The 25,851-nt window shown below is 61.7% G+C and carries 22 protein-coding genes; 21 read left to right on the forward strand and 1 reads right to left on the reverse strand.

What is annotated here, in order from left to right; translation table 11 throughout:
- Positions 1–201 precede the first annotated feature (201 nt).
- Positions 202–1,338 carry an NADH:flavin oxidoreductase/NADH oxidase gene (locus Q1A71_RS19105; RefSeq protein WP_299680259.1) on the reverse strand — a complete coding sequence of 379 codons (1,137 nt, stop codon included), beginning with the start codon at positions 1,336–1,338 and terminating at the stop codon, positions 202–204.
- Between the two features lie 337 nt (positions 1,339–1,675).
- Between Q1A71_RS19105 and secE the strand changes: the two genes are divergently transcribed.
- The 21 genes from secE (at position 1,676) to Q1A71_RS19210 (ending at position 25,676) form a co-directional block, all read left to right on the forward strand.
- The gene (gene secE, locus Q1A71_RS19110) at positions 1,676–1,873 is read left to right on the forward strand and encodes a preprotein translocase subunit SecE (RefSeq protein ID WP_299680262.1); all 198 of its coding nucleotides are present in this window, start codon (positions 1,676–1,678) and stop codon (positions 1,871–1,873) included.
- Positions 1,874–2,078: 205 nt separating this feature from the next.
- On the forward strand, positions 2,079–2,612 hold the full coding sequence (gene nusG / locus Q1A71_RS19115) for a transcription termination/antitermination protein NusG (RefSeq protein ID WP_159978217.1): 534 nt from the start codon (positions 2,079–2,081) through the stop codon (positions 2,610–2,612).
- Positions 2,613–2,717: 105 nt separating this feature from the next.
- Positions 2,718–3,143 (forward strand): 50S ribosomal protein L11, encoded by a 426-nt coding sequence (gene rplK, locus Q1A71_RS19120; RefSeq protein ID WP_299680271.1) that lies wholly within the window; start codon positions 2,718–2,720, stop codon positions 3,141–3,143.
- 1 nt (position 3,144) lies between these two features.
- Positions 3,145–3,843, forward strand: coding sequence for a 50S ribosomal protein L1 (gene rplA / locus Q1A71_RS19125; RefSeq protein WP_299680274.1), 699 nt, complete (start codon positions 3,145–3,147; stop codon positions 3,841–3,843).
- Between the two features lie 100 nt (positions 3,844–3,943).
- Positions 3,944–4,660, forward strand: a complete 717-nt coding sequence (locus tag Q1A71_RS19130; protein ID WP_299680277.1) for a hypothetical protein — start codon at positions 3,944–3,946, stop codon at positions 4,658–4,660.
- A 336-nt stretch (positions 4,661–4,996) separates the two neighbouring features.
- Positions 4,997–5,512 (forward strand): 50S ribosomal protein L10, encoded by a 516-nt coding sequence (gene rplJ / locus Q1A71_RS19135; RefSeq protein WP_299680280.1) that lies wholly within the window; start codon positions 4,997–4,999, stop codon positions 5,510–5,512.
- A 71-nt stretch (positions 5,513–5,583) separates the two neighbouring features.
- The gene (gene rplL / locus Q1A71_RS19140; RefSeq protein ID WP_299680283.1) at positions 5,584–5,958 is read left to right on the forward strand and encodes a 50S ribosomal protein L7/L12; all 375 of its coding nucleotides are present in this window, start codon (positions 5,584–5,586) and stop codon (positions 5,956–5,958) included.
- A gap of 257 nt (positions 5,959–6,215) precedes the next feature.
- A complete protein-coding gene (locus Q1A71_RS19145; protein ID WP_299680286.1) occupies positions 6,216–6,914 on the forward strand; it encodes a hypothetical protein in 699 nt (232 codons plus the stop codon).
- 511 nt (positions 6,915–7,425) lie between these two features.
- Positions 7,426–11,562 (forward strand): DNA-directed RNA polymerase subunit beta, encoded by a 4,137-nt coding sequence (gene rpoB, locus Q1A71_RS19150; RefSeq protein ID WP_299680289.1) that lies wholly within the window; start codon positions 7,426–7,428, stop codon positions 11,560–11,562.
- A 91-nt stretch (positions 11,563–11,653) separates the two neighbouring features.
- A complete protein-coding gene (gene rpoC / locus Q1A71_RS19155; RefSeq protein ID WP_299680292.1) occupies positions 11,654–15,895 on the forward strand; it encodes a DNA-directed RNA polymerase subunit beta' in 4,242 nt (1,413 codons plus the stop codon).
- A 184-nt stretch (positions 15,896–16,079) separates the two neighbouring features.
- Positions 16,080–16,430 carry a hypothetical protein gene (locus Q1A71_RS19160; RefSeq protein ID WP_299680295.1) on the forward strand — a complete coding sequence of 117 codons (351 nt, stop codon included), beginning with the start codon at positions 16,080–16,082 and terminating at the stop codon, positions 16,428–16,430.
- Positions 16,431–16,433: 3 nt separating this feature from the next.
- The gene (locus Q1A71_RS19165; RefSeq protein WP_299680298.1) at positions 16,434–17,666 is read left to right on the forward strand and encodes a biotin/lipoyl-binding protein; all 1,233 of its coding nucleotides are present in this window, start codon (positions 16,434–16,436) and stop codon (positions 17,664–17,666) included.
- A 21-nt stretch (positions 17,667–17,687) separates the two neighbouring features.
- Positions 17,688–18,584, forward strand: a complete 897-nt coding sequence (locus Q1A71_RS19170; RefSeq protein ID WP_299680301.1) for a DMT family transporter — start codon at positions 17,688–17,690, stop codon at positions 18,582–18,584.
- 491 nt (positions 18,585–19,075) lie between these two features.
- Positions 19,076–19,447, forward strand: a complete 372-nt coding sequence (gene rpsL / locus Q1A71_RS19175) for a 30S ribosomal protein S12 (RefSeq protein ID WP_007118826.1) — start codon at positions 19,076–19,078, stop codon at positions 19,445–19,447.
- A gap of 12 nt (positions 19,448–19,459) precedes the next feature.
- Positions 19,460–19,930: a 30S ribosomal protein S7 gene (rpsG, locus tag Q1A71_RS19180; RefSeq protein ID WP_263843594.1), complete on the forward strand. Its 471-nt coding sequence runs from the start codon at positions 19,460–19,462 to the stop codon at positions 19,928–19,930.
- A 61-nt stretch (positions 19,931–19,991) separates the two neighbouring features.
- Positions 19,992–22,115: an elongation factor G gene (gene fusA, locus Q1A71_RS19185; protein WP_299680314.1), complete on the forward strand. Its 2,124-nt coding sequence runs from the start codon at positions 19,992–19,994 to the stop codon at positions 22,113–22,115.
- 78 nt (positions 22,116–22,193) lie between these two features.
- Complete coding sequence (gene tuf / locus Q1A71_RS19190) at positions 22,194–23,369, forward strand: elongation factor Tu (protein ID WP_299680250.1); 1,176 nt, start codon at positions 22,194–22,196, stop codon at positions 23,367–23,369.
- A gap of 185 nt (positions 23,370–23,554) precedes the next feature.
- Positions 23,555–23,869 (forward strand): 30S ribosomal protein S10, encoded by a 315-nt coding sequence (gene rpsJ, locus Q1A71_RS19195; RefSeq protein WP_263843919.1) that lies wholly within the window; start codon positions 23,555–23,557, stop codon positions 23,867–23,869.
- 21 nt (positions 23,870–23,890) lie between these two features.
- Entirely contained in the window at positions 23,891–24,769 is an 879-nt protein-coding gene (gene rplC / locus Q1A71_RS19200) for a 50S ribosomal protein L3 (protein WP_299680317.1), read from the forward strand.
- On the forward strand, positions 24,766–25,383 hold the full coding sequence (rplD, locus tag Q1A71_RS19205; protein ID WP_299680320.1) for a 50S ribosomal protein L4: 618 nt from the start codon (positions 24,766–24,768) through the stop codon (positions 25,381–25,383). The genes rplC and rplD overlap by 4 nt, the downstream gene beginning before the upstream one ends.
- Positions 25,380–25,676, forward strand: coding sequence for a 50S ribosomal protein L23 (locus Q1A71_RS19210; RefSeq protein ID WP_299680324.1), 297 nt, complete (start codon positions 25,380–25,382; stop codon positions 25,674–25,676). Before rplD ends, Q1A71_RS19210 begins: the two co-directional genes overlap by 4 nt.
- Positions 25,677–25,851 lie beyond the last annotated feature (175 nt).

Below are 25,851 nucleotides of genomic sequence, written 5' to 3' on the forward strand. Positions count from 1 at the left end.
GCTTTTGCGGCGCTGTTCCTCAGCAACCGGCTGTCCGGCATTCCAGCTTGTCCGTGGCTTGGAGCATCGCGATAGGCCGGGGTTGCCATTACCTCCGCGCAGACCTCAACGCCCCGGTGCCGGGCCAAAAACGCGATGTCCCAGGCGTGCTTTCGCGGGCCAAACATCGTCGGCGCATATGTGCGCGGGGCGGATGCCGCGTCATCTCAGCCCCAGCTTGCGCAGCAGACGGTCACGCTTCATCAGCCACCAGCCGGCTTCGACCGGCCAATGGGCATGGCTGTCATCCGCGCCCAAAACCTGGGCTGCGTGCAGCGGCCAGTTGGGATCGTTCAGAACCTCGCGCGCCAAGGCGATCATATCCGCCTGTCCCGAGGCCAGCAGGTCCTCACAGAAACGCGCATCCCACAGGAAGCCGACCGCCATGGTGGCGACACCGGCCTGCTCGCGCACCTCGGCAGCGAAGGGCGCCTGAAACCCTTCGCCGATCGTCATGCGGCGGGGCCGGTCCTTGCCGCCGATGCCGCCCGAGGAGCAATCAATCAGATCGACGCCCTCGGCTTTCAGCAAGCGCGCAATGTGCACCGTGTCCTCGACCTCCAGCCCACCGTCGATCCAGTCGGTGGCGGACAGGCGGAAGGCCAGCGGATACCGCTCGGGCCACTGCGCACGAATGGATCTCGCCACTTCAATGGCAAAGCGCGCCCGGTTCTCCAGCGTGCCGCCCCAGCGGTCTGTACGGCTATTGGAGAGTGGTGAGAGGAACTGGTGCACGAGAAAGCCGTGCGCGGCATAGACCTCGATGATCCTGAACCCTGCGTCTGCTGCGCGCCCGGCGGCGGCTCCGAAGCTGTCGATGACACGCGCGATGTCGGCCTCGGACATCTCGACAGGCGCGGGCCAGCCCTCGGCATAAGGCAGAGCGGAGGGCGCACACGCCCGCCAAGGTGCCTCTCGGCGCTCCGCGACATCCTTGTCATCGACCGGTGTTTCCCCACGCCAGGGCCGACGTTCGGATGCCTTGCGACCCGCGTGTCCCAGTTGAATGCCCGGAACCGCGCCTTCCCGGTCGAGAAAGGCCGCAACGGGTTGCAACGCCTCAACCTGCGCATCCTCCCACACCCCAAGATCGCCATGGGTGCGCCGCCCGTCGCGCTCGACAGCTGTGGCTTCGGCATAGACCAGCCCGGCGCCACCCATCGCAAAGCGGCCCAGATGCACCATGTGCCAGTCATTGGCATGACCCTCCCGGGCACGATACTGGCTCATGGGAGATACGGCGATGCGGTTCTTGAACGTGACGTCTCGCAGACGGAAGGGTGAAAACAGGGTCGACATGGACGGACCTCCTCGCAGTGAGAGCGCTTCGTGGCCCAGCACGCCAGAGCGCGATTGTTCATGCGTTTCAAACCGCACCACGCTGCGGGTCATGCCATAGACGGGTGGGGGAGACAATTTGCGTGCCTGCAGGCTGCCGATCAATTCCCCGTCAGCCGAGAAATCCGGTGCAGACCGGCGCACTGAAGACCGCCCCGGACGGCCGCCATTTCCAAACCTGAGACGGGCCGCACCGAGGTCCGCCCACCTCTTTGACGGGCGGAGCGCTCCAAGCGGTCTTGAAATCCGCCCGCCCGCTCGTTATGTCGCCACCATCGCAAGCTTGGAAAGACGCGCCATGGCCACCACGAATCCGCTCCAGTTTATCCAGCAGGTCCGCGCCGAAGTGGCAAAGGTCGTCTGGCCTACCCGTCGCGAGGTGATGCTGACGACGGTGATGGTCTTCATCCTCGCGGCCCTGACGGCGGTGTTCTTTGCCACGGTGGACATCATCATCCGCTGGGGGCTGCAGGTCGTTCTGAACACCTTTGGCTGACACCCGGCCTTGGTCAAAAAACGCAACTGACCCCTTGAAACATTGGCACGTGCGGAGTATCCCGCACATCTGACGAGGACAGAGGCGTGCGACGATTCGAGTTGTGCGCCGATTTTTTGTTTAAAGTCAGACGGCTAAGTGCCTGAAAATCAGTGGAATATACGCTCCGATCAGAGCGTGGCATAAGACAGGAACGAAGGATCAGATGGCAAAGCGGTGGTATTCGGTCAGTGTCCTGTCGAACTTCGAAAAGAAGATCGCAGAGCAGATCCGCACCTCGGTGACCGAGCAGGGCCTTGAGGAGCAGATCGACGAGGTTCTGGTTCCGACCGAGGAAGTGATCGAGGTCCGCCGCGGCAAGAAGGTCACGACCGAGCGGCGCTTCATGCCTGGCTACGTGCTGGTGCATATGGAGATGTCGGATCAGGGCTACCACCTGATCAACTCGATCAACCGCGTCACCGGATTTCTGGGGCCTCAGGGCCGCCCGATGCCGATGCGCGATGCGGAAGTGAACGCGATCCTGAACCGAGTTCAGGAAGGCGAAGACGCGCCGCGCACGCTCATCCACTTCGAGGTGGGCGAGAAGGTCAAGGTCGCCGACGGACCGTTTGAGGACTTCGACGGCATGATCGAAGAGGTCGACGATGAGAACCAGCGCCTGAAGGTGTCGGTGTCGATCTTCGGTCGGGAAACCCCGGTCGAGCTGGAATTCACCCAGGTCAACAAGCAGACCTGAGTGCGTCAGACGTGGGAGGCGAGGGTGCCGCGGCACCCGGACCGGACCACGACAACATAAGCCCAAACCGGCGCGCCGGAGAGGGGTTGGAAAAGGAGAAGGCCAATGGCCAAGAAACTCGCCGGGACCATGAAGCTTCAGGTCCCCGCCGGTCAAGCGAACCCGTCCCCGCCGGTTGGTCCGGCGCTGGGTCAGCGCGGCATCAACATCATGGAATTCTGCAAGGCGTTCAACGCCAAGACGCAGGAGATGGAGCCCGGTGCGCCGTGCCCGACCGTGATCACCTACTATCAGGACAAGTCCTTCACCATGGACATCAAGACGCCGCCTGCGTCGTACTACCTGAAGAAGGCCGCCAAGCTGAAATCCGGCGCCAAGACGCCGTCGCGCGAGGTCGTGGGCCATGTGACCACCAAGCAGGTGCGTGAGATCGCCGAGGCGAAGATGAAGGATCTCAATGCCAACTCGATCGAGGCGGCGATGCAGATCATCCTGGGCTCTGCCCGCTCCATGGGCATCGAGGTGAAGTAAGATGGCAAAGCTTGGAAAAAGAACCCGCGCTGCGCGTGAAGCGTTCGCTGGCAAAGAGAATGTGACCGTCGAAGAAGCCGTCGCGCTGATCAAGGGCAACTCGAACGTCAAGTTCGACGAGACCGTCGAGATCGCGATGAACCTCGGGGTGGACCCGCGCCATGCAGACCAGATGGTACGCGGTGTGGTCGGCCTGCCGAACGGCACAGGCAAGACGGTACGCGTCGCGGTCTTTGCCCGTGGTCCGAAGGCCGAAGAGGCGGAGAAGGCCGGTGCAGATATCGTCGGTGCCGAAGACCTGATGGAAACCGTGCAAAGCGGCAAGATCGAGTTTGACCGCTGCATCGCCACGCCCGACATGATGCCCATCGTGGGCCGTCTGGGCAAGGTGCTCGGCCCCCGCAACCTGATGCCCAACCCCAAGGTCGGCACGGTGACCATGGACGTCGAAGCCGCCGTCAAAGCCGCCAAGGGCGGCGAAGTGCAGTTCAAGGCGGAAAAAGGCGGCGTCGTGCACGCCGGTGTCGGCAAAATAAGCTTCGACGAAGCCAAGCTGGTCGAAAACATCCGCGCCTTCGTCGGCGCCGTGTCCAAGGCTAAACCGTCGGGCTCCAAAGGTACCTACATGAAGAAAATTGCGCTCAGTTCCACCATGGGCCCGGGCGTGTCAGTTGCCGTCGAGAACGCTGTGACCGAGTAGTCGGCATTTGTTACGACTGACAAAAGGCGTCCCAAGAGGACGCCTTTTTTTGTTTCGGCTGTGATCGTCAAAGTCAGCTTTGAGCCCAAAGTGAAGGTTTATGCTTTACAAAAAGGGGCGTAAATCTCATCTTTATTTGGGTGCTTCTAAGGACATCGATCACATGAGAACGGCTTTGTGGAAAGCCACCATCGTATTTTGGATGACATCCGTCCCGCTTGCGGTTCATGCGGACGCCGCCCACCGTATCGAAGATATCTTGCACCGCAAATCCTTCAGCCCAGACGGCCAAGTTTTGTGGTCCGAGTTGAATGTAACTGTTGAACGCTGCGGTATTCAATTGCGGTTGTACAAACCAAACAGTTGCGAGACGGGTGCTAGTTTCTTTGCTAAGATCGACTACATCGATCTGCGTGCGCTTGTGACGGACAAAGAAGCAGTTGAATTTACAGACTTTACAGACACGCGATTTGAACGTTTGAAGGGCGCAGCGAGCTATCAGTACCGGTCGTTGTACGATCGTGTTTTAGGCTTTGCGTATGACCGCAGGCGACAAATTATGGATGAGGAAATTGAGAATTTTCCAACGGATGTAGATGCAAGATTGAGAGCCATAAGCGACCGTAACGGCACGGAAATCGACCCACGTTCATATTCGATGTCATACGAAAGAATTCAATTTTGCTCTGGCGTTGAAATCACTGGGCCGTTGTCAGGGCATAATTTCAGGTTTTATCTGGACCCTTCAGACATGGAGGAGTTTGCGACTTTGATTGAAGAACTAGCGCAGACTTGTGATGCTGGCCTGACCAACTAAATGCTGGGTTTTTGCAGTTCGGCGCAGCGGCAGCAAAGTCCCGCTAGGCAGCCGTCAGAGTACCTCCCAAAAGAAGACCTCTTGTCCGACAGGCCACTTACCCTTAAACGCAACCCACCGGCGGCGTGCGTTGATTCGTGTGCTACTGGATTTCGTCCGAGACGGCGGGTTGGAGCAATCCTGTAATTCCTGCCTGAGATGGGAACAGACTTACTCTCCAGATGCTCAACCGTAGAGCCTCTGGCGGTTCTGGCCCGTTGTTTCGAGGACCAAAACTGCCGGAGTGATCCGGTGTGAACTGAGCCGGGGGGACACCCCCATAATTGGAGTGAAACTGTGGATAGAGCACAAAAAGAACAGCTGGTCGACGAACTCGGCCAGATCTTTGAAAGCTCTGGCGTCGTCGTGGTCAGCCACTACGCCGGTCTGACAGTTGCTGAAATGCAGGACCTGCGCGCCAAAGCACGCGACGCGGGCGGGTCTGTGCGTGTTGCCAAGAACAGGCTCGCCAAGATCGCCCTTGAGGGCAAGCCATGCGCAAGCATCGCTGACCTTCTGACGGGTATGACCGTTCTGACCTATTCTGAGGATCCCGTGGCCGCGGCCAAGGTGGCTCAGGACTACGCCAAGGGCAATGACAAATTCGTCATCCTCGGCGGGGCCATGGGGGAGAACGCGTTGGACGTCGCCGGTGTCGAAGCCGTGTCCAAGATGCCGTCGCGCGAGGAGCTTATCTCCACCATCGCGGGCATGTTGGGCGCACCTGCATCGAACATCGCCGGGGCCATTGGCGCACCTGCAAGCAACATTGCCTCCATCCTGTCCACCATCGAGGACAAGGCGGCGGCATAAGCAACGTCATATCGGCGTCGTGGTCAAAGCGCGACGTTGGAACACACATATCGTAACGGAAAGAGCTGAACATGGCTGATCTGAAGAAACTGGCAGAAGAGATCGTTGGTCTGACCCTGCTTGAAGCACAAGAACTGAAAACCATCCTCAAGGACGAATACGGCATCGAGCCCGCCGCTGGCGGCGCGGTGATGATGGCCGGTCCTGCGGACGCCGGTGGCGCCGCTGAAGAAGAGAAGTCGGAATTCGACGTTGTCCTGAAAAACGCGGGCGCCTCCAAGATCAACGTGATCAAGGAAGTGCGCGGCATCACCGGTCTTGGCCTGAAAGAAGCCAAGGACCTGGTCGAAGCCGGCGGCAAGATCAAGGAAGGCGTCGACAAAGCCGAAGCCGAAGAAGTCAAAGCCAAGCTGGAAGCAGCTGGCGCCGAAGTCGAACTGGCCTAAGCCTGACGCTTTTGCGAACACGAAAGGCGCTCCGGCAACGGGGCGCCTTTTTTCATTGGTCCGCTTGGAGCCTAAACTACAGTCGTACGCCTGTGGGGGAGATGATTACTGTTATCGGAAAAGGCGCGTTGTCGCCAGTTGTGGTTTCCCGCCTCTCTTTCCTCTTTTCGAGTGCCTCCAACTCTTACACCCGGTAAGTCCACGACCCTATGCAAGGTTTGTTTCCGGTGCTAGCAAAACACGACTGAGGAATAGATATGATGTCATGGTTTAGATCGCCGCTAGTCTTCTTTGTTTTATTCGTTGCCGGGTGTGGAATACCCCCAGTTGATACAGAGTTCATTAGCAGCGTTCCTGCCGACACTCAGAGCTTTGCGGTTGCCGAACGTGCAGTCCGGGCATGCACGGACGTTATCGACAGAGAGAAGGTCCGCCGCAATCTTGAACGCGCAGGTTTTGGCGTAACAATCCAGCAGGTCAAAGCTAAAAATGGTCGAACCATACCGCACATGATCATCTCAGCGCCTCATGAAGCCGTATCAGTGCTCTATCTGGGAAGTTCCTGCTTTGTTGGTTTGGAAAACATGACCCCAGATCAATCTGCTCGCCTTGCGCGGATATGGGTTGACGCACACGGTGCTCAGCCCAACTCTGCGTTTGGCGATGGCCTTTCGGACCATGTCTCAGGTGCGTGGCGGCGCTTCTTCACCGAGCCCCACCGTTTCCCGGATAAGGCGGCTTACCGTCATCGGATCTACATTGCCGCTTACAAAACATGGCCAAATGGGCCGTATGATCCTCAACGCAGCGTGCCTTTCAGCATTCCTGATTTTCCGGCAAAACCAGGTGCCGCCGTCGAATTGAACCACGCATTCGATTGCCTGCCGGATGTCCGAACCGGGCCAACTAGTGGGGTTTTACTACAGTGTTCTGGTCCAGAGTACCGACCTGGCTGACCTTGCATTCGGGCGAACATGATAACATCTGATGCGCGTTCGTCGCTTTATCCCCACGGACTGAGATTTCTCCCCTGCGGAAAGTGGTAATTTAGCAACCGACAACAGATGCGACAATTTCGTCCCGCCTAACTGAAACAGGTGTAGTCATTTTAAGTCCGCAGTCGAGGCATTGGCTGGGCATCTGACCCAAAAAACCACTTTTCTCCGCCCGCCCTGTTGTGCTTTTGTTAAGCAACGCCTATGTGATGACTTCCGCTGGGAGCGATGATTCGCGCCCGGCTTTTTGCGTCTTTGACACAGGCAGGAGCAGGCACACTCACACACCCCTGAAATCTTTCGCAAAAAGCCGCTCCACCCCGAGCAGAGCGGCTTTTTCCGGAGAGATTATGATCGGGCGCGTGCTTTCGGGCAAGCACGCAGGGATAGATCTTCTTTTCGATCTTTGAGCGTTCGCCACGGGCCGCCCTCCCGCTGCGCGAACAGACAAAGATATGGAGTGCGACCTCGCATGGCAAATACGTTCCTCGGCCAGAAACGTTTACGCAAATACTACGGCAAGATCCGCGAAGTGCTGGAGATGCCGAACCTCATCGAGGTGCAGAAATCCTCGTATGATCTCTTCCTGAACTCCGGCGATGCCGATACCCCCACCGATGGCGAAGGTATCACGGGCGTCTTCCAATCGGTCTTTCCGATCAAGGACTTCAACGAGACCTCCGTGCTCGAATACGTCAAATACGAGCTGGAAAAGCCGAAGTACGACGTCGAGGAATGCCAGCAGCGCGACATGACCTACAGCGCACCGCTGAAGGTGACGCTGCGTCTCATCGTCTTCGATGTGGATGAGGACACCGGCGCGAAATCCGTAAAGGACATCAAGGAGCAGGACGTCTTCATGGGCGACATGCCGTTGATGACGCCGAACGGCACCTTTGTCGTCAACGGCACCGAGCGGGTGATCGTCTCCCAGATGCACCGCTCTCCCGGTGTGTTCTTCGATCACGACAAGGGCAAGACGCACAGCTCGGGCAAGCTGCTCTTCGCCTGCCGGATCATTCCCTACCGCGGCTCCTGGCTGGACTTTGAATTCGACGCCAAGGACATCGTCTTTGCGCGCATCGACCGCCGCCGCAAGCTGCCGGTCACGACGCTCCTCTACGCGCTTGGTCTCGACCAAGAAGCGATCATGGACGCCTATTACAACACGGTCACCTACAAGCTGGAGAAGAACAAGGGCTGGGTCGCCCCGTTCTTCCCCGACCGGGTGCGCGGCACGCGGCCGACCTACGATCTGGTTGATGCGAAATCGGGTGAAGTGCTCTTCGAGCAGGGCAAGAAGGTCACGCCCCGCGCGGTCAAGAAGCTGATCGACGAAGGCACCGTGACCGAGCTCTTGCTGCCCTACGACCACATCGCGGGCAAGTTTGTCGCAAAGGACATCATCAACGAGGAAACCGGCGCGATTTATGTCGAAGCCGGGGACGAGTTGACGCTGGAATACGACAAGGACGGCACGCTGATCGGCGGCACTGCGAAGGAGCTGATCGACGCCGGGATCACCGAGATCCCCGTGCTCGACATCGATAACGTCAACGTCGGCCCCTACATGCGCAACACCATGGCGCAGGACAAGAACATGAACCGCGACACCGCGCTCATGGACATCTACCGCGTCATGCGGCCGGGCGAGCCGCCCACCGTTGAGGCGGCCTCCGCACTCTTTGACACGCTCTTCTTTGACAGCGAGCGCTATGACCTCTCGGCCGTTGGCCGCGTGAAAATGAACATGCGTCTGGCCCTCGATGCGGAAGACACCCAGCGCACGCTGCGCCGCGAAGACATCGTCGCCTGCATCAAGGCGCTGGTGGATCTGCGCGACGGGCGCGGTGACATCGACGACATCGACCACCTTGGCAACCGCCGGGTGCGCTCGGTCGGCGAGCTGATGGAGAACCAGTATCGCGTGGGTCTGCTCCGGATGGAGCGCGCGATCAAGGAACGCATGTCGTCGGTCGAGATCGACACGGTCATGCCGCAGGATCTGATCAACGCGAAACCGGCCGCGGCTGCGGTGCGCGAATTCTTCGGCTCCAGCCAGCTGTCGCAGTTCATGGACCAGACCAACCCGCTCTCCGAGGTCACGCACAAGCGCCGCCTCTCGGCGCTTGGGCCGGGCGGTCTGACGCGGGAACGTGCGGGCTTTGAAGTGCGCGATGTGCACGCCACCCACTACGGCCGGATGTGCCCGATCGAGACGCCGGAAGGCCCGAACATCGGTCTGATCAACTCGCTCGCCACCTTCGCCCGCGTGAACAAATACGGCTTCATCGAGACGCCGTATCGCAAGGTGGAGGACGGCACCGTCACGGACGAAGTGCACTACATGTCCGCAACAGAGGAACAGCGTCACACCGTGGCGCAGGCCAACGCCTCCATCGATGACAACGGCAAGTTCACCAATGAGTTCGTGAACACCCGCCAGTCCGGTGAATACACCCTCGCGCCCAGCGAGTCGGTCGACCTCATCGACGTCTCGCCCAAGCAGCTGGTCTCGGTCGCGGCCTCGCTCATCCCGTTCCTGGAAAATGACGACGCCAACCGTGCTCTGATGGGTTCGAACATGCAGCGTCAGGCCGTGCCGCTGCTTCAGGCAGAGGCGCCGCTGGTCGGCACCGGCATCGAAGAGGTGGTCGCCCGCGACTCCGGTGCGGCCATCATGGCCAAACGTGCGGGTGTCATCGACCAGGTCGATGCGCAGCGGATCGTGATCCGCGCCAGCGAAGACCTGGAGCTGGGCGATGCAGGCGTGGACATCTACCGCATGCGCAAGTTCCAGCGCTCGAACCAGAACACCTGCATCAATCAGCGTCCGCTGGTGAAGGTGGGGGATCGCGTGACCAAAGGCCAGGTGATTGCCGATGGTCCGTCCACAGACATGGGGGAGCTGGCGCTCGGCAAGAACGTCGTCGTCGCCTTCATGCCGTGGAATGGCTACAACTACGAGGACTCGATCCTGATTTCCGAGCGGATTGCCCGTGACGACGTCTTCACCTCGATCCATATCGAGGAATTCGAAGTCGCCGCGCGTGACACCAAGCTCGGGCCGGAAGAGATCACCCGCGACATTCCCAACGTCGGTGAGGAAGCCCTGCGCAACCTCGACGAGGCGGGCATCGTCTACATCGGTGCCGATGTGGAGCCGGGCGATATCCTCGTGGGCAAGATCACCCCGAAAGGCGAAAGCCCGATGACGCCGGAGGAGAAACTCCTGCGCGCCATCTTCGGCGAGAAAGCTTCCGACGTGCGCGACACCTCGCTGCGCGTGAAGCCGGGCGATTTCGGCACGGTCGTGGAGGTGCGCGTCTTCAACCGCCACGGGGTGGAAAAAGACGAGCGTGCGCTGCAGATCGAGCGTGAGGAAGTCGAACGTCTGGCCCGCGACCGGGACGACGAACTCGCCATCCTCGACCGCAACATCTACGCGCGTCTCAAGGATATGATCCTCGGCAAGGTTGCGGTAAAGGGCCCCAAGGGCGTTCCGTCAAACTCAGAGATCACCGAAGACCTGCTGCAGATGCTGACCCGCGGTCAGTGGTGGCAGCTGGCGCTCAAGGACGAGGCCGACGCGCAAGTCGTGGAAGCCCTGAACGAACAATACGAGATCCAGAAGCGCGCGTTGGATGCGCGGTTCGAGGACAAGGTCGAGAAGGTGCGCCGGGGCGATGATCTGCCTCCGGGCGTGATGAAGATGGTCAAGGTCTTCGTCGCGGTGAAGCGCAAGCTGCAGCCGGGTGACAAGATGGCCGGGCGTCACGGCAACAAGGGTGTGATCTCGAAAGTGGTGCCGATGGAGGACATGCCCTTCCTCGCCGATGGCACCCCGGTCGATTTCTGCCTCAACCCGCTGGGCGTGCCGAGCCGCATGAACGTCGGGCAGATCCTCGAGACGCACATGGGCTGGGCCGCGCGCGGTCTGGGTCTGAACGTGGACGAGGCGCTGCAGGAATACCGTCGCTCCGGCGATCTGACCCCTGTGCGCGACGCGCTGCACCACGCCTATGGCGAGGATGTCTACGACGAAGGCGTCGCGGGCATGGATGAAGAGACGCTGATCGAAGCGGCCAGCAACGTCACACGCGGTGTGCCGATTGCGACGCCGGTCTTCGACGGTGCGAAAGAGGGCGACGTGAATGACGCGCTTGTCCGCGCAGGCTTCTCGGAGTCGGGCCAGTCGATCCTCTTCGACGGGCGCACTGGCGAGCAATTCGCGCGACCTGTGACCGTTGGCGTCAAGTACCTGCTCAAGCTGCACCACCTGGTGGATGACAAAATCCACGCGCGTTCGACCGGGCCTTACAGCCTCGTCACCCAGCAGCCTCTGGGCGGTAAAGCGCAGTTCGGTGGCCAGCGCTTTGGGGAAATGGAGGTCTGGGCTCTGGAAGCTTACGGCGCCGCCTACACCCTGCAGGAGATGCTGACCGTGAAGTCGGACGACGTGGCCGGACGGACGAAAGTCTATGAAAGCATCGTCAAGGGCGAGGACAACTTCGAGGCCGGCGTGCCGGAATCGTTCAACGTTCTGGTCAAAGAAGTCCGCGGCCTCGGTCTCAACATGGAACTCCTGGATGCGGAGGAGGACGAGTAACGGCGGCCCAAAGGCCCACCGTAACTGCCAGCGGGCAGGGGTGGGCATACGGCCACCTTTCTCCTAATGCACCCCTTTCAAGGATTTGAAAATGAACCAGGAACTGACAAACAACCCGTTCAACCCGCTCACACCGCCCAAGGTGTTTGACGAAATCAAGGTGTCTCTGGCCTCGCCCGAGCGCATCCTGAGCTGGTCCTTCGGGGAGATCAAAAAGCCCGAGACCATCAACTACCGGACCTTCAAGCCCGAGCGTGACGGTCTTTTCTGCGCGCGGATCTTCGGGCCGATCAAGGACTACGAGTGTCTTTGCGGCAAGTACAAGCGCATGAAGTATCGCGGCGTTGTCTGTGAAAAATGCGGTGTGGAAGTCACGCTGCAGAAGGTCCGTCGTGAGCGGATGGGCCACATTGAGCTGGCCTCGCCGGTTGCCCACATCTGGTTCCTGAAATCGCTGCCCTCACGCATCGGCCTCATGCTCGACATGACCCTGCGCGATCTGGAGCGCGTGCTTTACTTCGAGAACTACGTGGTGATCGAGCCGGGCCTGACGGATCTTCAATACGGTCAGATGATGACCGAAGAAGAGTATATGGACGCGCAGGACGCCTACGGCATGGACGCCTTCACGGCGAACATCGGTGCCGAAGCGATCCGCGAGATGCTGGCCGCGATTGACCTGGAGCAGGAAGCTGAAACCCTGCGAGCCGATCTGAAAGAGGCCACCGGTGAGCTGAAGCCCAAGAAGATCATCAAGCGCCTGAAGGTCGTGGAATCTTTCCTCGAATCCGGTAACCGCCCGGAGTGGATGGTGCTGACGGTCATTCCGGTCATCCCGCCGGAGCTGCGCCCGCTGGTGCCGCTTGATGGGGGCCGCTTTGCGACGTCGGATCTGAACGACCTCTATCGCCGAGTGATCAACCGGAACAACCGCCTGAAGCGGCTGATCGAGTTGCGCGCGCCCGACATCATCGTGCGCAACGAAAAGCGGATGCTGCAGGAATCCGTCGATGCGCTCTTTGACAACGGCCGTCGTGGCCGCGTGATCACAGGCGCCAACAAGCGCCCGCTGAAATCGCTCTCCGACATGCTGAAAGGCAAGCAGGGCCGCTTCCGCCAGAACCTTCTCGGCAAGCGCGTCGACTTCTCCGGCCGCTCGGTCATCGTGACCGGGCCGGAACTCAAGCTGCACCAGTGTGGTCTGCCGAAAAAGATGGCGCTCGAACTCTTCAAGCCCTTCATCTATTCGCGGCTGGAGGCCAAGGGCCTCAGCAGCACCGTGAAACAGGCAAAGAAGCTCGTTGAGAAAGAGCGTCCGGAGGTCTGGGACATTCTCGACGAGGTGATCCGTGAACATCCGGTGATGCTCAACCGCGCGCCGACGCTGCACCGTTTGGGCATTCAGGCGTTTGAACCTGTCCTGATCGAAGGCAAGGCGATCCAGCTGCACCCGCTCGTCTGCTCGGCCTTCAACGCGGATTTCGACGGCGACCAGATGGCGGTCCACGTGCCGCTCTCGCTGGAAGCGCAGCTGGAAGCGCGCGTGCTGATGATGTCCACCAACAACGTGCTCTCGCCCGCCAACGGTGCGCCGATCATCGTGCCGTCGCAGGACATGATCCTGGGTCTCTATTACACCACGCTGGAACGCGAAGGCATGCCGGGCGAAGGCATGGTCTTCGGCTCCGTGGAAGAGGTCCAGCACGCTCTGGATGCAGGGCTCGTGCATCTGCACTCCAAGATCACCGCGCGTATTCCGCAGATCGACGAGAATGGCCTCGAGGTCATGAAACGCTACGAGACTACGCCGGGCCGTATCCGTCTGGGCGCGCTGCTGCCGCTCAACGCCAAGGCGCCGTTCGAACTGGTGAACCGTCTGCTGCGCAAGAAGGAGGTGCAGCAGGTCATCGACACCGTCTACCGCTACTGTGGTCAGAAGGAATCCGTCATCTTCTGTGACCAGATCATGACCATGGGCTTCCGAGAGGCGTTCAAGGCCGGGATTTCCTTCGGTAAGGACGACATGCTGATCCCCGACACCAAGTGGCCGATCGTCGAAGAGACGCGCGACCAGGTGAAGGATTTCGAACAGCAGTATATGGACGGTTTGATCACCCAGGGCGAGAAGTACAACAAGGTTGTGGACGCCTGGTCGAAGTGTAACGACAAGGTGACCGAGGCGATGATGGGCTCGATCTCCGCCAGCGTGAAGGACGAGAGCGGCGCCGAGATGGAGCCGAACTCGGTCTACATGATGGCGCACTCGGGCGCGCGGGGCTCGGTGACGCAGATGAAACAGCTCGGCGGCATGCGCGGCCTCATGGCCAAGCCCAACGGCGACATCATCGAGACGCCGATCATCTCGAACTTCAAGGAAGGCCTGACCGTTCTGGAGTACTTCAACTCCACCCACGGGGCGCGCAAGGGCCTGTCGGACACCGCTCTGAAGACAGCGAACTCCGGCTATCTGACCCGCCGTCTGGTGGACGTCGCACAGGACTGCATCGTGCGCATGAACGACTGCGGCACCGAAGCCTCGATCACGGCCAATGCGGCGGTGAACGATGGTGAGGTCGTGGCCTCGCTCTCCGAGCGCATCCTGGGCCGTGTCGTGGCCGAGGACATCCTGCGCCCGGGCACGGATGAGGTGATGGTCGCGGCGGGCACGCTGGTGGATGAACGCATGGCGGATTCCATCGAAGAGGCCGGCGTTGCATCGGCACGAATCCGCAGCCCGCTGACCTGTGAGGCGGAGGAAGGCGTCTGTGCGATGTGCTACGGGCGCGACCTCGCGCGCGGCACCATGGTCAACACTGGCGAGGCGGTCGGCATCATCGCGGCACAGTCCATCGGCGAGCCGGGCACGCAGCTGACGATGCGGACCTTCCACATCGGCGGCGTGGCTCAAGGTGGCCAGCAGTCCTTCCTGGAAGCCAGCCACACCGGCAAGGTCGTCTTCGAGAACGCGCAGACCCTGGAGAACGCCGCTGGCGAGATCATGGTCATGGGCCGCAACATGAAGCTGATCATCCAGGACGAAAACGGTGAGGAACGTGCCAGCCACAAGGTCGGCTACGGCTCCAAGCTCTTCGCCAAGGACGGCCAGGACATCGTGCGCGGTGACAAGCTCTTCGAGTGGGACCCCTACACGTTGCCGATCATCGCAGAGAAGGACGGCACCGCGAAATTCGTCGACCTGATCAGCGGTATCGCCGTGAAGGACGAAACCGACGACGCCACCGGGATGACCCAGAAGATCGTGATCGACTGGCGCTCGGCGGCGAAGGGCAACGAGCTCAAGCCCGAGATCATCCTCGTGGGTGCCGATGGCGAGCCGGTCCGCAATGATGCGGGCAACCCGGTGACCTATCCGATGTCCGTGGACGCGGTGCTCTCCATCGAGGACGGGGCCGAGATCAAGGCCGGTGACGTCGTCGCCCGGATCCCGCGGGAAGGGGCCAAGACCAAGGACATCACCGGCGGTCTGCCGCGTGTGGCCGAGCTCTTCGAGGCGCGTCGTCCCAAGGATCACGCCATCATCGCGGAAATCGACGGCTATGTGCGCTACGGCAAAGACTACAAGAACAAGCGCCGTATCGCGATCGAGAGCTCCGAGGATCCGGATCACAAGGTCGAATACATGGTGCCCAAGGGTAAGCACATCCCCGTCGCCGAGGGGGATTTTGTCCAGAAGGGTGATTACATCATGGACGGCAATCCTGCCCCGCATGACATCCTCGCCATCATGGGGGTCGAAGCGCTGGCGGATTACATGATCGACGAGGTGCAGGACGTCTACCGCCTGCAGGGTGTGAAGATCAACGACAAGCACATCGAGGTCATCGTGCGCCAGATGCTGCAGAAGTGGGAGATCCAGGACTCCGGCGACACCACGCTGCTCAAGGGCGAACATGTGGACAAGCAGGAGTTCGACACCGCCAACGAGAAGGCCATTGCCAAGGGCGGGCGTCCCGCACAGGGCGAGCCGATCCTTCTGGGCATCACCAAGGCGTCGCTGCAGACCCGCAGCTTCATCTCGGCGGCCTCCTTCCAGGAGACCACACGCGTGCTCACCGAAGCCTCCGTGCAAGGGAAGAAGGACAAGCTGGTTGGTCTGAAAGAGAACGTCATCGTGGGCCGCCTGATCCCGGCGGGCACCGGTGGCGCCACCATGAAGGTCCGCCGCGTGGCGCAAGACCGCGACAATGTCGTGATCGAAGCGCGCCGCGAGGAGGCCGAAGCCGCTGCAGCCCTTGCTGCTCCGGCGGACGACATGGTGGGCGGCGACGTCTTCGATCAGGTGATCAGTCCGGACATCGACAGCCGCGACTAGGCGGTATCCAATACAACGCTCAAAGCCCCCGGTGCCGTCTGCGCCGGGGGTTTTTTCTTTGTGCGACGGGGTCTGCGCCCCGCCACAAATTCATATGGCCAAGCCCGCCGTTCGCGGATAGCGTCCTCGGCAGTTGTACCGCGGGGTCAGCCCGCCTCGAAATTTGATGCCAGAAGGGCCTCCCATGTCAGAGACGCAGCACCCCATGGCCCCGCACCACCTGCCGCCCTATGTCGCGGGCGCGGACGGCAGCGACGGGCTCTTCACCCTCATGGTCTTCTTTGTGCTGGGCCTGATCCTGCTGCTCGGGATCGCCTATTTCACCCTGCACGCGCTGCCCGAACGCATGGCGCACAAGGGCAACAGCGCGCAGCTCCAGCTCATCAGCATCCTCGCGATGCTGGCGCTCTTCACCCACAACAACCTCTTCTGGATCATCGCCCTGGTGCTCGCCGCCTTCCGCCCGCCAGACCTCGTCAGCCCGCTCAATTCCATTGCGCAGTCGCTGCAAAACCTCGTCAATCGGGAGCGCTAACCCATGCTCGAGGTCATCCTGTGCTCGCTGGTCACGATCCTGCCCGACTACCTGCTGCGACGCCGCTTTCAGGGCAAGCGCTGGGGCGAGGAGATCAATTTCTTCACTGTCTGGTACGAGCTGCGCTGGGGCATCACCCTCTGCGCCATGCTGACCATCACGCTGATCACCATCGTCTTCTATTACCACCCCAGCACGTCCAACGTGGCCTCCTTCTTCCGCACCGTGACCATCCTGTCGGAACAGGGCGGGCGCGTCTCGGACGTCTATGTGGAGATCAACTCGGAGGTCGAAGCGGGCGACCCGATCTTCAAGCTCGACAGCAGCAGCCAGGAGGCCGCGGCTGAGACCGCGCGGCGCCAGATTTCCGAGGTCGAGGCAGCACTTGTCCTGGCCGAGGCGCAGCGCGCAGCCTCGGTGGCGGCGGTCGATCAGGCCCTGTCGGCCTTTGAGCAAACCCGAGAGGACCTCGAGCGCCAGCGCGAACTTCGGGCGCGGGGGTCGGCTGCGGTGAGCGACCGGGATGTGGAACTTCTGGAAAACGAACTCGGCGTCCGGCAGGGCGAGGTCGATGCCGCACGTGCCGGTGTCGAAGCAGTGGATGCGCAGATCACCGTGCAACTGCCCGCGCAGCGCGCGACCGCCGAGGCCGCCTTGGCCCAGGCGCAGAACGAGATCGAAAAGCTCACCGTCTACGCGGGCGTCGACGGCACCATCGAACAATTCACCCTGCGCGTGGGCGATATCGTCAGCCCCGTGTTGCGCCCTGCCGGCATCCTGGTGCCCGCCGAAGCCGGAAGGAACCGCTTCCAGGCGGGTTTCCCGCAAATCTCCGCGCAGGTGGTGAAAGCGGGTGGCGTGGCCGAGATCATGTGCGTCTCGAAACCATTCACGGTCATCCCGATGGTCATCACCGAGGTACAGGATGTGATTGCTGCGGGGCAGGTCCGCCCCTCGGACCGCCTGGGCGATGTGCAAAACCAGGGTGCGCCCGGCACGATCACCGCCTTCCTCGAGCCGATCTATCCCGGCCAGACCGATGACATCCCGCCGGGCAGCCGCTGTCTGGCCAACGCCTACACCTACAATCACGCGCTGCTGGAAGAGGGCGGGCTTGGCTTCGGGCGCCGCATCTTCCTGCATGTGGTCGATACTGTCGGCGTGGTGCATGCCGCAGGGCTGCGCATCCGCTCGCTGCTGTTGCCGCTGCAGACGCTTGTCTTCACCGGCCACTAGGGTGCCGGGCGCGCCCACACCATGATCGCGCAGAGCACCCGCAGCCTCTCGCCCAATATCGTCGGCGCGCTGATGATGGTGGCCTCCATGGCGTGCTTCACGATCAATGACGCGTTGATCAAGGCCACCGGTGGGGCCGTGCCGCTGTTCCAGCTTCTGGTGCTGCGCGGGCTGTTGGCCACCGCGTTGATCGGGGGCCTCGCGTGGTCACGCGGCGCCTTCCGGGCGCGGGTGTCTCGGCAGGATTGGGGCTGGATCGCCCTGCGCTCGGTCTCGGAAATAGGGGCGGCTTACTTCTTCATCACCGCGCTGCTGAACATGCCGCTGGCCAATGTGACAGCGATCCTGCAATTGCTGCCGCTGGCCGTGACGCTCGGCTCGGCGCTGATCTACCGCGAGGCCGTGGGCTGGCGGCGGATGACAGCCATCGCGGTGGGGTTCTGCGGCATGCTGCTGATCGTGCGTCCAGGGGCCGAGGGCTTTACCATCTGGTCGCTCTACGCGCTGGTCGCCGTGCTCTGTGTCACGGCGCGCGATCTGATCATGCGGCGCATCTCAAGTGCTGCGCCCTCGCTGCTGGTGACCTTCTCGACCTCGCTCGGCGTGTTGCTGGCAGCAGGGGCGGCGTCGCTCACCATCCCCTGGGTGCCCGTCAGCCCGACGCTGGCGGCGCTGATTGGGGGCGCGTCGGTCTTCGTTGTCGGGGGCTATTACTTCAGCGTGCAGGTGATGCGGCAGGGCGATGTGTCCTTCGTGGCGCCGTTCCGCTACACCGGATTGCTCTGGGCCCTGGTCCTCGGCTGGGTGCTGTTTGGTGAGTGGCCCGCGCCGCTCACGCTCCTTGGCGCAGGGATCATCGTCGGGGCCAGCGCCTACACGATGGTCCGCGAACGCCGCCTGCTGCGGCATCCCCAATAGCCAACGCGGGCCGAGAAAGCGCCCTACCCCCCATCGAGGGGGGGGCGGGCGCTGCCCGGCGGGGTCCGCCGGGCCACCCGGCTGCACCGTCCGGTCCGGATCTCACACGCGACGCGGGACCTTACCCGGCAGAAGGTCGGGCGGCGGGCCGTTCTCGAGGAGGGCCGAATTCCCCGGTGCGGCTGTTGACAGCCTCGGCGACTCCTTCTATACGCCGCTCATCTCGACGGCAGGGCTTGCTCTGCGCGCCGAAATCAGAACTGAAGTGGTCACGATCCGGCCCCCTATCGGCCCGATCCTCTGGAAACCCACCGCGTCGTTTTCCTCGGTACGGAAACGTGGCGGTCTTTTGGCATTGTGCACTCTGCCAATGCGATATCACGCGCCGCTGGCGCACAAAACCGCAGGCGGACGCGTCTGCGCGAGAGTTTCAACCGCATGGGGGTCGTCCTCGTGCACACATATGTGAGCAACACGGGGAAAGAACCGGAATGCCAACGATCCAACAGCTGATCCGCAAACCGCGGCAGCCAAAAGTCAAACGCTCCAAGTCCATGCACCTGCAGGAATGCCCGCAGAAGCGTGGCGTCTGCACGCGTGTCTACACGACCACGCCGAAGAAACCGAACTCCGCGATGCGGAAAGTCGCCAAGGTCCGCCTGACCAACGGCTTCGAGGTCATCAGCTACATCCCCGGCGAGAGCCACAACCTGCAGGAACACTCGGTTGTGTTGATCCGCGGCGGCCGTGTCAAAGACCTTCCCGGCGTGCGCTACCACATCCTGCGCGGTGTGCTCGACACCCAGGGCGTGAAAGACCGCAAGCAACGCCGTTCGAAGTATGGCGCGAAGCGTCCGAAGTAAGGAGAGACAAGCATGTCCCGTCGCCACGCAGCCGAAAAACGCGAAGTCCTGCCCGACGCCAAATATGGCGATCTGGTGCTGACAAAATTCATGAACAACCTGATGATCGACGGCAAGAAGTCGGTCGCAGAGCGCATTGTCTACAACGCCCTCACCCGGGTCGAAGACAAGATCAAGCGCGCGCCCGTCGAGGTCTTCCATGAAGCGCTCGACAACATCAAACCCTCCGTCGAGGTGCGCTCGCGCCGTGTCGGTGGGGCCACTTACCAGGTGCCCGTCGAAGTGCGCCCCGAGCGCCGCGAGGCGCTGGCCATCCGCTGGCTGATCAAGGCCTCCCGGTCGCGCAACGAGAACACGATGGAAGAGCGCCTCGCCGGTGAGCTTCTCGACGCCGTTCAGTCCCGCGGCACCGCGGTGAAGAAACGCGAAGACACCCATAAGATGGCCGACGCCAACAAGGCGTTCAGCCACTACCGCTGGTAACACCGTCGCGCCCGCTCGGGGCGCGATGATCCGTTTTAGATACATCCGAGGAAGCAGCCCCATGGCCCGCGACTATCCGCTCCAACGCTACCGCAACTTCGGCATCATGGCTCACATCGATGCCGGCAAGACCACATGTTCCGAACGCATCCTGTATTACACAGGCAAGTCCCACAACATCGGTGAGGTGCACGATGGGGCGGCCACCATGGACTGGATGGAGCAGGAGCAGGAACGCGGCATCACCATCACCTCGGCTGCCACGACCACCTTTTGGCAGCGTCAGGAAGAGCCCACCAACGAGGGCACGTCCGATACCAAGTACCGCATGAACATCATCGACACGCCCGGCCACGTGGACTTCACCATTGAAGTCGAGCGCAGCCTTGCCGTGCTCGACGGCGCCGTCTGCGTGCTTGACGCCAACGCCGGTGTGGAACCGCAGACCGAAACCGTCTGGCGCCAGGCCGACCGCTACAAGGTGCCGCGCATCGTGTTCGTCAACAAGATGGACAAGATCGGCGCCGACTTCTTCAACTGTGTGCGCATGATCGAGGACCGTACCGGCGCCCGCGCGGTGCCCGTCGCCCTGCCGATTGGGGCCGAGACCGAGCTGGAAGGCCTGATCGACCTCGTGACCATGGAAGAATGGGTCTGGAAGGGCGAAGACCTCGGCGCCTCGTGGGTCAAGCAGCCGATCCGCGACAGCCTGAAGGATCAGGCAGACGAGTGGCGCGGCAAGATGATCGAAGCCGCCGTCGAAGAAGACGACGACGCGATGATGGAATACCTCGAAGGCAACGAGCCCGACATCGACACCCTGCGCAAACTGCTGCGCAAGGGGACGCTGGCGCTGCACTTCGTGCCGGTTCTGGGCGGCTCCGCCTTCAAGAACAAGGGCGTGCAGCCGCTGCTGAACGCGGTGATCGACTATCTGCCGAGCCCGCTCGACGTGGTCGACTACATGGGCTTCAAGCCGGGCGACGAGGAAGAAACCCGCAACATCGCGCGCCGTGCGGATGATGCGATGCCCTTCGCTGGTCTTGCGTTCAAAATCATGAACGACCCCTTCGTGGGCTCGCTGACCTTCACCCGCATCTACTCCGGTGTGATGAAGAAGGGCGACCAGCTGCTGAACTCGACCAAGGGTAAGGGCGAGCGCGTGGGCCGCATGATGATGATGCACTCCAACAACCGCGAAGAGATCGACGAGGCCTTTGCAGGCGACATCATCGCGCTCGCCGGTCTGAAGGACACCACCACCGGCGACACGCTCTGCGACAAGAACGATCCGGTGGTGCTGGAAACCATGACCTTCCCCGATCCGGTGATCGAGATCGCGGTCGAGCCGAAGACGAAAAACGACCAGGAGAAAATGTCTCAAGGCCTCGCGCGTCTCGCCGCCGAAGACCCCTCCTTCCGTGTGGAGACCGACCTCGAGAGCGGTCAGACCATCATGAAAGGCATGGGCGAACTGCACCTCGACATTCTGGTTGACCGTCTGAAGCGTGAATTCAAGGTCGAGGCGAACATCGGTGCGCCGCAGGTGGCCTATCGCGAGACGATCTCCAAGGAAGCCGAGATCACCTACACCCACAAGAAGCAGTCGGGCGGCTCGGGCCAGTTCGCTGAGGTGAAGATGATCCTCACCCCGACCGATCCGGGCGAGGGCTACTCCTTCGAGAGCCGCATCGTCGGCGGTGCGGTGCCGAAGGAATACATCCCCGGCGTCGAAAAGGGCATCAAGTCCGTCATGGACTCCGGCCCGCTCGCCGGCTTCCCGGTCATCGACTTCAAGGTCGCCCTGATCGACGGCAAGTTCCACGATGTGGACTCCAGCGTGCTGGCATTTGAGATCGCCGCCCGCATGGGCATGCGCGAAGGCATGAAGAAGGCCGGCGCGAAACTGCTCGAGCCGATCATGAAAGTCGAAGTGATCACGCCGGAAGAATATACCGGTGGTATCATTGGCGACCTCACGTCGCGGCGCGGTCAGGTCTCGGGTCAGGAACCCCGCGGCAATGCGATTGCCATCGACGCTTTCGTACCGCTGGCGAATATGTTCGGCTACATCAACACGCTGCGGTCGATGTCGTCGGGTCGTGCCCAGTTCACCATGCAGTTCGATCACTACGATCCGGTGCCGCAGAACATCTCCGACGAGATCCAGGCAAAATTCGCGTAACTCAGGTGCCCCGCTCCGGGGCGCCGACCCAAACACTGGGCAGGTCCGCTGCCCGCAGGAACATCTAAGGAGGCCACCATGGCAAAGGAAAAGTTTGAACGTACGAAGCCGCATGTGAACATTGGCACGATTGGTCACGTTGACCACGGCAAGACGACGTTGACGGCTGCGATCACGAAGTATTTCGGCGACTTCAAGGCGTACGACCAGATTGACGGCGCGCCCGAAGAGAAAGCCCGCGGCATCACCATTTCCACCGCCCACGTGGAGTATGAGACCGACGCGCGGCACTATGCCCACGTCGACTGCCCCGGCCACGCCGACTACGTCAAGAACATGATCACCGGGGCGGCGCAGATGGACGGCGCGATCCTGGTGGTGAACGCCGCCGACGGCCCGATGCCGCAGACGCGCGAGCACATCCTGCTCGGCCGTCAGGTGGGCATCCCCACCATGGTCGTCTTCATGAACAAGGTCGACCAGGTCGACGACGAGGAGCTGCTGGAGCTCGTCGAGATGGAAATCCGCGAGCTGCTGTCCTCCTACGAGTACCCCGGCGACGATATTCCGATCGTTGCGGGCTCGGCGCTGGCGGCGATGGAGGGCAACAAGCCCGAGATCGGCGAAGAGAAGATCCGCGAGCTGATGGCGGCTGTGGACGAGTGGATCCCGACGCCCGAGCGCGCCATCGACCAGCCCTTCCTGATGCCGGTGGAAGACGTATTCTCGATCTCCGGCCGCGGCACCGTTGTGACCGGTCGTGTCGAGCGTGGCGTGATCAACGTGGGCGACGAGATCGAGATCGTCGGCATCCGCGACACCAAGAAGACCACCTGCACCGGCGTGGAAATGTTCCGCAAGCTCTTGGACCGTGGTGAAGCGGGCGACAACATCGGCGCGCTGCTGCGCGGCATCGACCGCGACGGCGTTGAGCGGGGCCAGGTGCTCTGCAAGCCGGGTTCGGTGACGCCGCACACCAAGTTCGAGGCCGAGGCCTATATCCTGACCAAAGAGGAAGGGGGCCGTCACACGCCGTTCTTCGCGAACTACCGCCCGCAGTTCTACTTCCGCACGACGGATGTGACCGGCACGGTGCAGCTGAACGAGGGCACGGAGATGGTGATGCCGGGCGACAACGTGTCGTTTGGCGTTGAGCTGATCGCGCCGATTGCGATGGAAAACGGCCTGCGCTTCGCGATCCGCGAGGGTGGCCGCACCGTCGGCGCAGGCGTGGTCTCCAAGATTACCGAATAAGACTTTGGCAGCAGCGCCCCGCTCAAACGGGGTGCTGCTCTCATCGCTTTTGTAAACAAAAGCGACTGCCGCACACTGGGTGCATGGGCCCTGCCCATACCCCCGACAGCAACGCGACGAAGGGTGGCAATAAGGCTGCTCTTCCTCTCCGTTTGAGACCCGAGTAAGGGAACACGAAAATGGCCATTCAAAGCCAAAACATCCGCATCCGCCTCAAGGCGTTTGACTACCGCGTGCTGGACACCTCCACCCAGGAGATCGTCAACACCGCCAAGCGCACCGGTGCCTCCGTTCGCGGCCCGATCCCGCTGCCGAACAAAATCGAGAAATTCACCGTTCTGCGTGGCCCCCACGTGGACAAGAAATCCCGTGACCAGTTCGAGATCCGCACGCACAAGCGCCTGCTGGACATCGTCGATCCGACCCCCCAGACCGTGGACGCGCTGATGAAGCTCGACCTCGCCGCTGGTGTGGACGTCGAGATCAAGCTGCAATCGTAAGCGTCAGGGAGGGTACCAGATATGTTGCGCTCAGGCGTTATTGCAAAAAAGGTCGGGATGACCCGGCTGTTCATGGAAGACGGCAAGCAGATCCCTGTGACCGTGCTTCAGCTCGACAAGCTGCAGGTCGTGGCTCAACGCACCGCCGAGAAAGACGGCTACTCCGCCGTGCAACTCGGCGCGGGCACAGCCAAGGCCAAGCGGACCTCCAAGGCCATGCGCGGTCACTTCTCCGCCGCCAAGGTGGAACCGAAGCGTAAAGTGGCCGAGTTCCGCGTCGATGCCGAGAACCTGATCAACGTGGGCGAGGAAATCACCGCGAACCACTACTTCGAAGGTCAATTCGTCGATGTGGCGGGCACCTCCATCGGTAAAGGGTTTGCCGGTGCGATGAAGCGCCACAACTTCGGTGGTCTGCGCGCCTCGCACGGTGTCTCGATTTCGCACCGCTCGCACGGCTCCACAGGCCAGTGTCAGGATCCGGGCAAGGTCTTCAAAGGCAAGAAGATGGCCGGTCACATGGGTGCGGCCCGTGTCACGACGCAGAACCTGCAAGTGGTGAAAACCGATGCCGACCGGGGCCTGATCATGGTCAAAGGCGCGGTGCCGGGCTCCAAAGGCGGCTGGGTGACCGTCAAGGATGCGGTGAAAAAGCCGTTCCCTGAAAACGCCATCCTGCCCGCGGCGCTGAAGTCCGCAGCCGAGGAAGCCGCGAAAGCCGCGGAAGAAGCCGCTGCAGCCGCCGCCGCCGAAGCCGAAGCCGAAGCCAAGCGTCTCGCCGAAGAGCAAGCCGCCGCCGAAGCCGAGGCGCTGAAAGCCGCGGAAGCTGAAATCGCAGCCGAGAAGTCGGATGATGCGCCCTCCGAGGACGGCGAAGAGAAGAAGGAAGGTGACGCATGAAACTCGATGTCATCAAACTGGACGGCGGCAAGGCCGGATCGGTCGAGCTGAGCGAGGACCTCTTCGGTCTCGAGCCGCGCGCCGACATCCTGCACCGCGTGGTCCGCTGGCAGCGCAACAATGCGCAACAGGGCACTCACAAGGTCAAGACCCGCTCCGAGGTCAGCTATTCGACCAAGAAGATCTATCGCCAGAAGGGCACCGGCGGCGCACGCCACGGCGACCGCGGCGCGCCGATCTTCCGCGGGGGCGGTATCTACAAGGGCCCGAAAGTCCGCAGCCACGGCCACGAGCTGACCAAGAAATTCCGCAAGCTCGGCCTGCGCCACGCGCTCAGCGCCAAGGCCAAGGCGGGTGAACTGGTTATCCTCGACGAGGCCGCTGCGACCGGCAAAACCGCCGCCCTGGCCAAACAGGTCGCAAACCTGGGTTGGAAGCGTGCGCTCGTCATCGACGGCGCGTCGGTCAACGAGAACTTCGCCCAAGCCGCGCGCAACATCGAAGGTCTGGATATCCTGCCGACGATGGGCGCAAACGTATATGACATCCTCAAGCGTGACACGCTGGTGATCACCAAGGCGGGTGTCGAAGCACTGGAGGCGCGCCTGAAATGAGTGCCAAGGCAGAACACTACGACGTGATCCGCAAGCCGGTCATCACCGAGAAGGCGACCATGACGTCCGAGAACGGCGCGGTTGTGTTCGAGGTGGCGATGGACAGCAACAAGCCGCAAATCAAGGAGGCCGTCGAGGCGCTCTTTGGGGTTAAGGTGAAGGCGGTCAACACCACGATCACGAAGGGCAAGGTCAAACGCTTCCGCGGCCAACTCGGCAAGCGCAAGGACGTCAAGAAGGCCTATGTCACCCTCGAAGAGGGCAACACGATCGACGTCTCCACCGGCCTTTGAGCCGCGAGGCTGCTGAAAAGTGAAAGCCCCGGTCTGGAAACAGGCCGGGGTTTTTCCGGTTCCGGGGGGCTGTCGCGACCCCGGCATGGCCCGCCGGAACCTTCATGACCGCCCTCGCCGGACCTGATCGCCGAGCGCCGTGTATCCGCCCGGACGGCACCGTCGGCACCTGCCG

It is taken from the genome of uncultured Roseobacter sp. (assembly GCF_947493125.1).
GTDB lineage: Bacteria > Pseudomonadota > Alphaproteobacteria > Rhodobacterales > Rhodobacteraceae > Roseobacter.